This window comes from Flavobacterium crocinum, from assembly GCF_003122385.1.
Lineage (GTDB): Bacteria > Bacteroidota > Bacteroidia > Flavobacteriales > Flavobacteriaceae > Flavobacterium > Flavobacterium crocinum.
In genome coordinates this window covers 2,894,792-2,908,162 of the sequence record NZ_CP029255.1, presented here as the reverse complement: position 1 = coordinate 2,908,162, position 13,371 = coordinate 2,894,792, and the positions used below count along the sequence as shown (strand labels likewise).

Genomic DNA, 13,371 nt, shown 5'->3' with positions numbered 1-13,371 from the left:
CCCATTATCTAATTATTTTAAGGCTTTGGATATTGTTTCTTTATATTTCGAATCAGTTCTTCTAAGCCATTCAATTTTAATTCGTAAATTAATTGCAATTGCTGACCCAACTCTCCTTTTGGAAAACCTTTATTATGATACCAAACCACATAATATTCCGGTAAATCAATTAAATATTTTCCTTCGTATTTTCCGAAAGGCATTTTGGTATGGGCTAATTTTATGAGTTGTTTTTTGTCCTGATCCATTTTTTTAAGAGAAAAGAAGCTAGAATATAGAAAGTAGACTTCTGGACTTGCTTCGCTATGCAAAGCTATTACTTATTTTTCTTTTGCCACAGATTAAAATGATTCACACAGATTAAAAAAACTTAGCATCTCAGTATCTCAACAACTTAGAAACTCAAAAAAAAAAGAAGCAAGAAAAAAGAACTTATATAATTCCCTCTTCCTGCTTCAAAAATATTATTTATGATTAATTACTGATTTCCAAGAGACCAAGAAAAAAAAACTTAGAATCTTAGCATCTCAGAACCTTAGCAACTTTTTAGTAATGCCATCTCACGAAAGCTTCCATCGCAGCATAAGTTGCCAAACCTAATTGGTGATACAATTCTGCTGTTTCACGGTTTCTGTCTTCTGCTCTCTGCCAGAACTCTCTTGCATCTGTTCCCTGGAAAACAACTCCGTCTTTTTGAGACTGGTGTTTGAAGATTCCGTGACGTTTTGCTAAAACCTGATCAGGGCTCATTGGAACCGCCATTTCAACTTCGTCAATTCCCCATTCCTGCCAAGCTCCACGGTATAACCATAACCAACAGTCGTTCATGAATTCTTTTGGTTTTAAAACTTTTACTGCTTCAAAAATAGCATCCAAACAAACTTTGTGTGTTCCGTGCGGATCTGCTAAATCTCCAGCTGCATAAATTTGGTGTGGTTTAATTTTTTCGATTAAATCAACTGTCAACTGAATATCTTCCGGTCCAATTGGTTTTTTCTCGATTGTTCCTGTTTCATAGAAAGGCAATTCCATAAAGTGAATTTGAGAATCCGGAAGACCAACAAAATAACTTGTCGCTCTCGCTTCTCCTTTTCTAATTAAACCTTTGATGTAACGAACCTCTGGAATATCAATTTCACTATTCTTTTTGTTCTGTAAAAATGCTTCGGCTTTTTTGTAAATATTATCTGCTTCTTCGCTTTTGATTCCGAATTTCTCGTTGTAATCAATTACGAATCTTGCAAAACGTAATGCCTCGTCGTCTGCAACCGCAATATTTCCGGAAGTCTGGTAAGCAACATGTACTTCGTGCCCTTGCTCCTGCAAACGCATAAAGGTTCCTCCCATACTGATAATATCATCATCAGGGTGCGGACTAAAAAGCAACACACGTTTTTTAGCCGGTTCCGCTCTTTCAGGACGATGCGTATCGTCTGAATTTGGTTTTCCACCTGGCCAACCTGTGATCGTATTTTGTAATTTATTAAAAATCTTAATATTAGTATCGTAAGCCGGACCAGAATCTGCTAACAAATCGCTCATACCGTTTTCGATATAATCTGCATCTGTAAGCATTAAAATTGGCTTTTTAAGATCTAATGCCAATCCTAAAACTGCTTTTCGAGTCAATTTATCTGTCCAAACAATTTTCTCAACCAACCAAGGTTTATTAACTCTCGTTAATTTTGAAGAAGCTTCTTTATCTAAAATAAAAACTGCATTGTTGTGCTCTTGCAGGAAAGAAGCAGGAACACGGTTTGTAACCTCATCTTCAACAGATTTTTTTACAATATTTGCTTTCCCTTCACCCCAAGCCAATAAGATTACTCTTTTTGCTTCCATGATTTTTTTAACTCCAAGTGTAATAGCTGTTCTTGGTGTATTATTCAAACCAAAGAAATCTTTACTTGCAGCAACTCTTGTAATATGATCTAAAGCCACTAAACGAGTTTTAGAGTTTTGAAGTGAACCAGATTCGTTAAAACCAATATGTCCGTTGCCTCCAATTCCAAGAATCTGTAAATCGATTCCTCCTAAAGCTTCGATTTTAGCTTCATATTCGTGACAGTAGTCTGCAATTTGTTCTTTTGTTAAAAGTCCGTCCGGAACGTGGGCGTTCTCAGGCAAAATATCGACATGATCAAACAAAAGTTCTTTCATGAAACGAACATAACTATTGATTGAGTTTGGTTCCATTGGATAGTATTCATCCAAATTAAAACTGATTACGTTTTTAAAACTCAAACCTTCTTCTTTGTGCAAACGCACTAACTCAGCATATAATCCTTTTGGAGAAGAACCAGTAGCCAAACCTAAAATACAAGGTTTTCCTTCTTTTTGTTTTTCTTTGATTAAAGCTGCAATTTCCTGCGCTACTTCTTTTGAAGCTTCTGTTGAGTTTTCAAAAACAACCGTATTTATGTTTTCGAATCGTTTTTCGAAACCTGTTGCTTTGTCGATTTTACTTTTTAACATGATATATTAATTTTTATTTTTTGTTCAACTTTTCCATTTCCTGTATTTATGCCCTTTTACAGCATAAAACAATATCATTATATAAGAGGGTAATAACATCAAATAAGCTATCTGATTACCACTTCTTGAAACATTTTGCATATTTTTTGCAATAATTGACGAATTGATGCTTTCGGTAATCATTCCATAAAACAATGGAAAAACAGCCCCACCGATAATCCCCATAATTAAAATGGCACTACCAATCTTTGTATATCCGCCTAAATCCTGCAATGCCATTGGCCAGATTGCCGGCCAGCACAGTGCATTGGCTAATCCTAAAAGTGCTACCAGAAGAATTACAACTGGCATATTTTGAATTCCCGCGAATGCAATTGTTACTTTTGATGAAATCAAAACAATGATCAAAACCAATATTATCCCCAGAATCCCTGAAGCTTTTAATGCCGTCACTTGCGATACATATTTGGGAATTAACACTATTCCTAGCACATAACCTACAACCATTGCCGACATAGTAAACGAAGTTAATTTAAGATAAAAATTTCCTTCTTCTCCATACACTCCAAGTTGCTTCCCGAATCCTCCGATAGAATCTCCGGCTAAAACTTCAGCAGACAAATAGAGCATCAAAGTAATTACTCCTAATACCAACTGAGGATGTCTGAATGCATTTTTGATTTGCTGGAAAATACTCAGATTAGAAACATTTCCTTCTTCATCCAAATCAATTTCCGGTAAAGGAGAAAATTTTACTAACACAGCTAAAACCGTAATAATCAATCCCATATAAAGATACGGCCTTTGCAATTGCAATGCAAGAGAATTTAGAGCGTTTGTTTTAGCAGCTTCATCCATCAGAGCAATTTTTTCAGCTGTAAAGTCCTGCATATTAGACAAAACCAAAACAGTAAGTACAATTGGCGCAACGAATCCGGCCAGTTTATTTGCAATTCCTAAAACACTGATTCTTGCTGCGGCACTTTCTCTTGGTCCAATTACCACAACATAAGGATTTGAGGCTGTCTGCAAAACTGCTAAACCAGTTCCCATTACAAATAATGCCAGTAAAAAGAAAACAAATGTTCGGCTTGAAGCTGCCGGATAAAACATAAAAGCTCCAGCCGCAATTATTAATAATCCTAAAGAAATTCCGTTCTTATATCCTACTTTTTCAATAATATAAGAGGAAGGAACTGCCATTACAAAATAAGCAATATAGAATGCGAAAGTCACAAAATACGCTTGAGAAGAGGTTAATTCGCAAGCCAATTCAAAAAACGGAATTAACGGTCCGTTCAGCCAGGTTACAAATCCTAGAATAAAAAACAATAAAGTTAAAATCACCATCGGAACAAGGGTGTTCTTTCTTTCCAGCTGTATTGTACTTTGAATGTTTGTCATAATTTTTGGGTTGATTAGTTATAGATTGAATTCTTTCAAAATCTAAATTAGAATCAACGCTTTAATTACTCATGCGTAATTTATGCAAATATCTGCATTTTTTTTGCAAAACAAAAGTAGTACATTAAATTTCTTTAATTTCTAATTTAGATATGAAAATTTTGTTAATTTTTGCTATTCCAGTTTAAATCAGGGTAATATTTTGCCAAATATGCTTTTACATCGGCAATATCTTCTTTAGCAGTTAAGTCTGGAACATGTTCCGAAAACGGAATTCCGAGCGTAGTTTGCGGATTTTCTTTAACAGAGTTTAAAAGCACCGTTGGCAATTCCTTTTCATCACGTTCCGGATGTACAGGACAATTCTTTAAATGAGTGTATAATGTTTTACCATTAAATTTAAAAGCATTCATACTTACACGTATCTTTCCCTCTGCATCCTTATATTGTTCCAAAACATCTTCTGAAGGCTTTTCTAAGATATCAAGCAACTGATTGTTCTGATCTAATTTTGCAATTGCAAAACGTGAAATACGTTCTGCCGGAAAATCCATTGCATCTCGATCATAACTTATGAATGCATTTGGGCTTTCGGTTTCTCTTAAAGCACGCAAAGCTTCTGCAGAATACAAATTATCACTGTTGCAAACGGAATAAAACTGAGAGTTCAGTTCCGGATATTGTTCTACAGCCTGAAACAAGGCATCGGCAGTTCCAAATGGTTTTACTCTCCCTTCCGGAATATACTGAATAGCAAATGAAATATTTAATCCATGAAAATCATTATTTTTCATCTGACTTCCATAAAACTCTTTAAACAAGTCACCTTGCTCCCCTATTATAATGTAAATATTTTTATAACCTGCTTTTTTGGCATTCCATAAAAGATAATCCACAAGAGGTCTTCCGCTTGAACCGACACCAATCAAACCTTTACTTCTTTCATTTGCCTGAGCAATTTCTTCCGGAGACAAATTATCTAAAATCGCTTCTTTTTTCATACGGGACGAAGCTCCACCGGCCAGAATCACTAAATTATCATGCATTGTATTTTAATTTTCAATATTATCAATTATTCGAACTCCGGGATCCACACTAACCGCATAAGCTTCTTTAGCACCCGCATTTAATATCGCTTCTATTACAGTTTCTTCTTTCTTAGGATCTGCAACAACTACAATACTTCCACCTCCGCCGGAACCTACAATTTTTGCACCGTAAGCTCCTGCTTTAAGAGCAGCATTAATCATAGCATCAATTCTTGGAACAGTTATTTTTAGCAAATCCCTTAAAACTTCATGATGATTATTCATCAAAGCACCAATTTTTCGCAGATCTAAAACTGGTTTTTCAAACTCCTTCAAAGCTTCTTTTGTATAATGGTAATTTTTGATTGCAGCTTCAAAATAAGGAATCAAGCGATCCGGAAGACAGTTTCTGTATTTATCCAAATCACTAACTACTGAGGCATTCAAATCAAAATCGGGATAATTTTGTTTTACAATATCTATCGCCATTAAAGCATTTCCTTTTAATTCGCCCAGCAATCCGATAGTTTCTTTAGGAACACCGGAAACTCCGGTTATCAAGCCATCTAACTTTTTTCCAATAATCTTAACAGAAAAAGGCTCTTTAGTATTAATGTAAACTATATTTCCGACTCCAATACTAAAATGATCCATCATTCCGCCAGGCTCACCATGTTCCAAAACTTCAGACTCGTAGCCTAATTTTGAAAGAAATTCGGGAGTTACCTCATGATCGATTCCAAAAGCTTCTATCAGAAAACGAATCCATGCCATTAATAAAGCCGATGAACTTGAAGTCCCTGAATTAATTGGAATATCTCCCGTAATTGTAATAGTATAACCTACAGTAGGTTTGCATCCATATCTTCGTAAAACACGCAGCGCAGAAGCAAAATAATCACGTGGTTCTAATTTTTCGAAAGAAGCATCTATACCTATAACTCGTATCTCATTAATATCGACCATATTAAGAACAAAAGTATTCGTTTGATTTTCCTTTGCTATTAGCTTAATATTTCGATTTATGGCACAAGCTATAACAGGCAGTCCCAGGTAATCTTGATGATCTCCAAAAAGACATGTTCGACCAGGCGCTGAAGCAATAATTTTCTTCATTTAAAAACATGATATTAAAATACTAGAAAACAGTGTTTTAAAGTATATTTTGGTTAGTAAATTTACTTTGATTTTGTTTTTTGATTGTACGAAACTATAGATTATATTTTGATAAAACAAGTAAAAATTAAAAAATGTGCTCGAACACACTAAAATAATGTTCTCGAGCACACGCTTGAAACATTATAAGTTTTTTACTTTTATTTGACCAAAGTTTCTATATTTGCTTATATGGATAAAAAGTACACAATCAAGGATATTGCGCAAATGGCTGGGGTTTCTAAAGGAACCGTAGATCGTGTGCTGCACAACAGAGGGAAGGTTTCTCCTGCTGCGCTGGAAAAAATTAATGAGGTTTTAAATGTTATTGATTACGAACCTAATTTAATTGCCAGAAACTTAAAAAATACCAAGATTTATAAAATCTGTGTGCTACTTCCCGATCCGGAAATAGACTCGTACTGGCTTCCTTGTGTGATCGGAATTCAAGATGCGGTAAAGGAATTTAAACCTTACAGCGTTAACATTACCATTCAATATTTTAATCCTGAAAGCAAAAAGTCTTTTGTAAATGCTAATGATGTGGTGCTAAATCTTGAACCTGATGCTGTTCTAATTGCTCCTGTATTTCATAAAGAAACAATTGATGCTGTTAAGGTTTATGAAGAATCCGGCATCATGGTCAACACTTTCAATAATCAGATTGAATCTAATACTGTTAAATGTTTTGTTGGACAAGATCTTTACAAAAGCGGCCGTGTAGCTGCAAGTTTGATGAACCTAATTTCAACTGAAGGACAAATTGCGATTGTGCATATCGACGAAAGCTTAAAGAATGCAGTTCACATGCAGGAAAAAGAAAAAGGTTTCAGAAGTTATTTTGAAGAAAAGAAACTGAATAATTTTTCACTGACTACATTAAAATTAAAACATCCAAATGTTGAAAGTAAATTTTTAAATTTCCTTGAAGAAAATCCGAATTTGAAAGGCATTTTTATTACTACTTCAAAAGCATACCAAATTGCAACGACTCTTTCGGATTTAAAGAATAAAAAAATTGCTTTGATTGGTTACGATTTAATTGAAAAAAATGTCAGCTATTTAAATCAGGGATTATTGCATTTTTTAATTCACCAAAACCAGAAAAGACAAGCGTATTTAGGGGTAAGCACATTAGCAGAACATTTCTTATACAGCAAAGAAATTCCCGAAACCATTTTACTTCCAATTGACATTATTAATGTCGAAAATGCCGATTTTTATATCTATTAATTTATTTCAAGAATTACTGTTCAAGAATAAATTGTCCAAATGAAGAGGCAATATGAAAATTTGGACTCTCTGTATCAGGATTAACCCAGGTAATCCAGGTAGGTTCGTATTCTAAATTTTCATTCTGTGAAAATTTAGCTCGGTAAACACCTGTTTCAATAATATTGTCCTGAAGCAAGCCCAAAGACTTTAAGGAAGCCGTACTTATTTTTCCTTGAACAATAAACGAATCCTGATTTTTAAACGAATATATTTCTAAATGTCCTTTAGGCCATTTCCAATCATAATCAAAGTTCCATTTGGGATAGGCTTCAAAGTCAAGAATACGAGTATCTATATCCATTTCTAAACAATAATACGGACTTAGTTTGTCATCTTTCCTAAAAAACAGTTCTACTCGATCTGAATTGCAGATACTATCTGTAGAATTGTCTTTTCTGTCGGTATAGACTTCTGAATCGAAAACTTGAAAATTAAAATACAAATAATCCAAATCCCATCGTGCTCTAAACTCAATTTTAGAAAAAGATTCTGTTTTCCAAGGCGAACAAAAGTCAGTCAGACAATTTGCTTTTTCCCAAAAATCAGGATTCAAATTTTCAATATTTACTATTTCATTTTGTTTAACGAAACTAACTTTATAGACTTTTAGATCTGAACTCATTTTTAAGGTTTTTAGCTTAATTTTTAAAAGTGGAAAAAAGTGCTTTCATAACTCCGTTTTTAACTTTTAAAAAATAATCATTATTAACTCATTTTAAAAACGCTAAATAAGACAAACTTTTTCGGAAAATCTAATTTTGATTTTCTTTATTTCTTCAATAAAAAAATTAGATTAAGAAAAAACTTATATATTTTACTTTTAAAAATACTTGATTAATTCTTAGCTTTACAATTAAACAATTGCGAAATTCTTATTAAAAAATAAAAGCACTTTATATTCCATAAAAATAAAAACTTCCCGCTAAGAATACGATTAAATCTGACAACTGTCCTTTTTACATTTTATTTTAGAAAATCAACAACTTTTTATCAGAAAAAAAATCAGTAACACAATTTTATGTGCTCGAGAACATAAATTTTGTGTGTTCGAGCACATTTTTTCTGTTTTTTCTTGTTTTATAATTTTTTAATCTATAGTTTCGTCGAACAATTACAATTTTAGCGTTGAAATTCTTATCCTTTTTTGATCACTTTTAGCCTAAAAAAGTCAACAAAACTGAAATTTTAATATGTAATCAACAATACCAAAAAACTCAATTATTAACCAAAACCTAACCAGAGTATGAAAAAAGTATTCGCCAAAAAGTCTCGAACTTTTAGAATGCATTCAGTACTTGAAAAAAGCTTAAAAACGGCATTATTTTCATTGCTGACATTAAGTATTCAAGCCGCTTCTGCAGCACCAATTAATGAAAATGCTTCAAACAAAACCAGTTTATTGGCATTTCAAAAAATTGTAAAAGGAAAAGTAGTAGATGAAAAAGGAACTCCGATCCCTGGAGTTAATGTTGTGATTAAAGGAAGTAAAACTGGTGTTCAAACCGATATGGATGGAAGTTTTGCCATAGAAGTGCCAAGCGCTTCAACCATATTAGTATTTTCATTCCTTGGAATGCAGGAACAGGAAGTACCAGCTGGAAATTCTTCTTTAAAAATCACTATGAAAGAAGCTGGCCAACAAATGGACGAAGTAGTCGTTGTTGGATACAGCAAAGTGAAAAAGGAAAGTTTAACAGGATCTCTTCAAACTTTAGACAACAAAAAAATCGTTGACGTTACAACTCCAGCAGTAGAAAATATGCTGGCAGGAAAAGCAACCGGTGTTTTTGTGAATACAGGCGGAGGACAGCCTGGATCTGTTGGAAAAATTATTATCCGCGGTAGAACAACGGTAAACGGAAGCACTGATCCACTTTGGGTTATTGACGGCGTTATTGTTGGAAACAGCTCTGGAAATATGAACCCAGCCGATATCGAAACTCTTACTGTTCTTAAAGATGCTGCATCTACAGCCGTTTATGGTTCGCAGGGAGCAAACGGAGTTATCGTAGTAACTACAAAAAGCGGTAAAAAAGGCAAACCTGCCATTAGTTTTTCTGCAAGAACTGCAATGACAACAATCAACAACGGAAATTTTGACATTATGAACGGCGCAGAATTATATGATTTATATGATTCTTTTGCTAACAAAGAAGATTTCCAAAATGTTTGGTGGTGGACTCCTGAACTGCGAAACAAAAACTATGATTGGTGGGATAACGGCAGTAAAACAGGAATAGCAAACGATTATAATTTATCGATCAGCGGAGGCGGTGATAATTTTAAAAGTTATGTTTCTCTTGGCTATTATGACGAAACCGGAGCCATAAAAGGATATGAATATAAAAAATACAATGGTTTAATGAAATTTGAGTACAAGCCAAGTAATTGGTTTACTTTACGTCCTCAAATCAATTTAACTAAAGAAACTACATTTGACCAACAGCATTCTGTAGGCGCGTTGTACGGAAACATGCCTTGGGATAGTCCATATTTAGAAGATGGAACTTTGGTTGGAAATGCTCCAAACCCAACTTGGGTAAATACAACAGGTTCTAATTATCTGTACGATTTACAGTGGAATTATGGTGAATCTGAAAGTTATACTGTTCGTGCCAACATGGATTTCGACATTAAATTTACAGACTGGTTGACTTTTGCTTCGGTTAATAATTATATTTTCGGAAGTTATACCTCAACGTATTACTCAGATCCGAGATCTTCTTCAGGAGAAGCGGTGAAAGGAAGAATTGAAGATTATTTTAGTAATTATAACAGAGTTTACAGCAACCAGCTTTTAAGATTTAATAAAACTTTTGATAAACATAGTTTTAATGCTGTTGCAGGTTATGAATGGAACGAATACAACTCTAAATATAGTAACGGAATCGCGACCGGAATTCCGCCGGGAATTATTGTTGCAGATGCAGCGGCGGTTCCTGAAAAAGTAGGCGGAGGAAGAGCACAATGGGCCGTTCAGTCTTTATTATCGAATATAAATTATTCTTATGATGACCGTTATTTGGCACAGGTTTCTTTTCGTCGTGACGGTGCTTCCAACTTTGGTAAAAATGCACAATACGGAAATTTCTTTTCTGTAAGCGGCGGTTGGAACATTCATAAAGAAAGCTTTTTCCATGCCGATTTTATTCATAACCTAAAATTGAAAGCAAGTTATGGTTCAGTAGGAAACAGACCTAACAGCTTATACGGGCATCTGCCTTTGTATTCTTTCTCTCAAAGTTACAATGAAAATCCTGGCGCTTTAATTTCGCAATTGGGTAATCCGGATTTAAGCTGGGAAAAAACATACACAGGAGATATCGGATTGGATATTGGATTGTTTAATCGTGTGAACATTACTTTAGATTATTATAATAAAAACACTTCTGATCTTTTATACCAAGTACCACTTCCGGGCGTAATTGGAGTAACCAGTATTTGGAGAAACGTTGGAGCGGTAAACAATAGAGGTTTTGAAGCTTCTATAAATGTAGACATCATTAAAAACGACAACTTTAAATGGTCTGTTGATGCCAACATTGGAACAAACAAAAATAAAGTAACCAGTCTTTACGGTGGTAAAACACAAATTATTGTTGGTGACGGAAGCGGTATTGCAGGTTCTGCTAATAAATTGCTCACACCAGGATTGGATGTTGATAGCTGGTACCTTACCGAATGGGCTGGCGTTGATCCCGAAAACGGAAAACCACAATGGATGACAACAGATGCAAACGGAGCGCGTGTGAAAACTTACGATTATGCAGCTGCTTCTAAAAATCAAAAAGTAATTAGCGCTTATACTCCGGACTTTTTTGGAGGTTTTTCTACTAATCTAAATTATAAAAATTTCGATTTTGCAGCGATATTCAGTTATTCTGTTGGCGGAGAAATTTACAACTATGCAAGAGCTGAATTTGATTCAGATGGAGCTTATACAGACCGTAATCAAATGAATTTACACAGTGGCTGGAGCCGTTGGGAAAAACCCGGAGATATTGCAACGCATCCACAGGCTATCTACAACAACCCAAGCAACTCCAACAAAGCTTCTTCCCGTTTCTTAGAAACTGGAACTTACCTTAAAATGAGAAGTGTGACTTTAGGCTACAATATGCCAATCGAGAGTCTTTACATTTCAAATTTAAGATTGTACATCGCTGGAGAAAATTTATTCACTATTACACATTATTCTGGTGTTGATCCTGAAATCCCACCAATTAATGGTGCCATTACCGGTGTTGCTACACAGGTCTATCCTTCAACAAGAAAAGTGGTATTAGGACTTAACTTAACTCTTTAAAAACAAAATCATGAAAAAGATATTTCTATTATTTACAGCAATTAGTTTCCTGTCTTCATGTGAGTTAGACAGAGAACCTTTTAATTCCTATACACAAGATAAAATTCAGGAAGATAAAGAGGCTTCTATCGAAGTTTTATTAAATGGTTGTTATGCACAGCTTAAAGGCTGGTCTGATGTAATGCACAGAGTTGGAGAATATCCTGGCGATAATATTATGATTAGAGGAACTTCTACAGATTCTTTCTACTCTTTCATATCCTATCAGCATGTGACCAATAACGGACGTTTATCTGTTTTTTGGAACAATAGCTATAAAATTATTTCGCAGTCAAGTGATTTAATTAAAATTATTAAAGAAGGAGAAAGCGATGCTGTAGATCAGCAATTAGGAGAAGCCTATTATTTAAGAGGTATGATTTATTTCTACCTATGCAAAACGTATGGAAGACCTTATGCGCAATCTCCTGAAACCAATCTAGGAGTTCCAATTGTAAATGGTCTGCCAGCCGATTTAGACAATTTAACATTGCCAGATCGTTCTACTGTAAAAGATACTTATGCGCAAGCTATAAATGACTTGAAAAAAGCGGAATCTTTAATGAATGAAGGGAAAACCGCTGCTTATGCGACTAAAGAAGCTGCGCAGGCAATGCTTTCCAGAATCTACTTATACATGAGCGGCACTTATGAAACGCCAAATCAGGAATATGCAACGCAGTCTATCGAATATTCAAACAAGGTAATTGCTAGCGGGCGTTACAGCATGTTGAGTCGTAATAGTTTCATGAAGTACAATACATATGCTCCCGACGCTCCAGAACAAACCGAAACTATTTTTGCTGTAAAACAAGTTGCTTCTGAATTTTCGGGCTATGATCACTATTATGGAATTGGTGGTATGTATGCCAACATTCAAGGACAAGGCTGGGGCGAAATGTATGCCAGCGCTAAATATTTAGATTTACTTCGCAAAGCCGGAGGAAAAAATGACGCACGCTGGGCTTTTATTGATCCGCAATATGCTACAGATGCTGCAGGAAACAAAACAGAAGCTTTCCGTTTTATATATGATGTTTATAATACCGGAGGAACTCAAACTGGATATAATTATATGCAACAACCTCTAAAACGTAATCCTGATGGTTCATTCTATATTACTATCGGTACTACAAATTACAATTTGACTACTGTAAATGCTGCAGAAAATCAATATTCGATTGTCTATGAAGGAAAAACGTATACGGGTGAAAAGGATTATATGATGCTTTTAAACCGTGTTTATCCAATGTATTATATTACCAAATGTTCGCTTCAGGATAATGATTCTCACTTGCACTCTCCTATTATTTCACGATTAGCAGAAATGTATTTAAATCTTGCTGAAGCTTATGCTAAAAAAGGCGATTACAGCAATGCTTTGACTAATTTGAATATTGTTCGCGAAAGAGCCATTATTGGTGGCAGTTACACTTCTTTAAACAGTACAAATGCTGTGCAGAGAATCGATGAAGAACGTCAATTGGAATTGGCTTTTGAAGCGCACCGTGGTTATGATGTATATCGAAATGGGCAAACTATGACGCGACGTTATCCAGGTCCGCATTTGCCTATGAATGATGTGCCTGCAACAAGTTTAAGAGTCGTGCAATACATTCCGCAATCAGAAATTAATGCATATCCGGGAACTTTGACCCAAAACCCATAATCGTTTTAGATTTGTTTATT

9 protein-coding genes are annotated in these 13,371 nt (G+C 34.8%); 3 read left to right on the top strand and 6 right to left on the bottom strand.

The genetic code is table 11. The annotated features are described in order from the left end of the window. Positions 1 to 17: 17 nt before the first annotated feature. The 5 genes from HYN56_RS13025 to HYN56_RS13005 all read right to left on the bottom strand — a co-directional run bounded on the left by HYN56_RS13025 (position 18) and on the right by HYN56_RS13005 (position 6,023). Positions 18 to 248, bottom strand: a complete 231-nt coding sequence (locus HYN56_RS13025) for a DUF3820 family protein (RefSeq protein WP_008462478.1) — start codon at positions 246 to 248, stop codon at positions 18 to 20. A gap of 298 nt (positions 249 to 546) precedes the next feature. Beyond that, the gene (nagB, locus tag HYN56_RS13020) at positions 547 to 2,475 is read right to left on the bottom strand and encodes a glucosamine-6-phosphate deaminase (RefSeq protein ID WP_109192573.1); all 1,929 of its coding nucleotides are present in this window, start codon (positions 2,473 to 2,475) and stop codon (positions 547 to 549) included. Between the two features lie 24 nt (positions 2,476 to 2,499). Then, positions 2,500 to 3,879: a sugar MFS transporter gene (locus tag HYN56_RS13015; RefSeq protein ID WP_109192572.1), complete on the bottom strand. Its 1,380-nt coding sequence runs from the start codon at positions 3,877 to 3,879 to the stop codon at positions 2,500 to 2,502. A gap of 164 nt (positions 3,880 to 4,043) precedes the next feature. Further along, positions 4,044 to 4,925, bottom strand: a complete 882-nt coding sequence (locus HYN56_RS13010) for a sugar phosphate nucleotidyltransferase (RefSeq protein WP_109192571.1) — start codon at positions 4,923 to 4,925, stop codon at positions 4,044 to 4,046. 6 nt (positions 4,926 to 4,931) lie between these two features. After that, positions 4,932 to 6,023, bottom strand: coding sequence for a mevalonate kinase family protein (locus HYN56_RS13005; RefSeq protein ID WP_109192570.1), 1,092 nt, complete (start codon positions 6,021 to 6,023; stop codon positions 4,932 to 4,934). 231 nt (positions 6,024 to 6,254) lie between these two features. Between HYN56_RS13005 and HYN56_RS13000 the strand changes: the two genes are divergently transcribed. Continuing rightward, on the top strand, positions 6,255 to 7,295 hold the full coding sequence (locus tag HYN56_RS13000) for a LacI family DNA-binding transcriptional regulator (RefSeq protein ID WP_109192569.1): 1,041 nt from the start codon (positions 6,255 to 6,257) through the stop codon (positions 7,293 to 7,295). Between the two features lie 13 nt (positions 7,296 to 7,308). Here HYN56_RS13000 and HYN56_RS12995 read toward each other — a convergent pair whose 3' ends face one another. Further along, positions 7,309 to 7,959, bottom strand: coding sequence for a sugar-binding protein (locus tag HYN56_RS12995; RefSeq protein ID WP_109192568.1), 651 nt, complete (start codon positions 7,957 to 7,959; stop codon positions 7,309 to 7,311). Between the two features lie 621 nt (positions 7,960 to 8,580). On the opposite strand from HYN56_RS12995, the gene HYN56_RS12990 reads away from it, so the two are divergent. Together HYN56_RS12990 and HYN56_RS12985 are read left to right on the top strand one after the other, a co-directional pair. Beyond that, entirely contained in the window at positions 8,581 to 11,643 is a 3,063-nt protein-coding gene (locus tag HYN56_RS12990) for a SusC/RagA family TonB-linked outer membrane protein (RefSeq protein ID WP_109192567.1), read from the top strand. A 10-nt stretch (positions 11,644 to 11,653) separates the two neighbouring features. Continuing rightward, a complete protein-coding gene (locus HYN56_RS12985) occupies positions 11,654 to 13,351 on the top strand; it encodes a RagB/SusD family nutrient uptake outer membrane protein (RefSeq protein ID WP_109192566.1) in 1,698 nt (565 codons plus the stop codon). Positions 13,352 to 13,371: the final 20 nt, after the last annotated feature.

What these genes read in the sequence shown, in the direction of transcription:
- HYN56_RS13025 (WP_008462478.1), bottom strand. Translation starts at nt 248, where the DNA reads ATGGATCAGGACAAAAAACAACTCATAAAATTAGCCCATACCAAAATG.
- HYN56_RS13010 (WP_109192571.1), bottom strand. Translation starts at nt 4,925, where the DNA reads ATGCATGATAATTTAGTGATTCTGGCCGGTGGAGCTTCGTCCCGTATG.
- HYN56_RS12985 (WP_109192566.1), top strand. Translation starts at nt 11,654, where the DNA reads ATGAAAAAGATATTTCTATTATTTACAGCAATTAGTTTCCTGTCTTCA.
- HYN56_RS13005 (WP_109192570.1), bottom strand. Translation starts at nt 6,023, where the DNA reads ATGAAGAAAATTATTGCTTCAGCGCCTGGTCGAACATGTCTTTTTGGA.
- HYN56_RS13015 (WP_109192572.1), bottom strand. Translation starts at nt 3,879, where the DNA reads ATGACAAACATTCAAAGTACAATACAGCTGGAAAGAAAGAACACCCTT.
- HYN56_RS12995 (WP_109192568.1), bottom strand. Translation starts at nt 7,959, where the DNA reads ATGAGTTCAGATCTAAAAGTCTATAAAGTTAGTTTCGTTAAACAAAAT.
- HYN56_RS12990 (WP_109192567.1), top strand. Translation starts at nt 8,581, where the DNA reads ATGAAAAAAGTATTCGCCAAAAAGTCTCGAACTTTTAGAATGCATTCA.
- nagB (WP_109192573.1), bottom strand. Translation starts at nt 2,475, where the DNA reads ATGTTAAAAAGTAAAATCGACAAAGCAACAGGTTTCGAAAAACGATTC.
- HYN56_RS13000 (WP_109192569.1), top strand. Translation starts at nt 6,255, where the DNA reads ATGGATAAAAAGTACACAATCAAGGATATTGCGCAAATGGCTGGGGTT.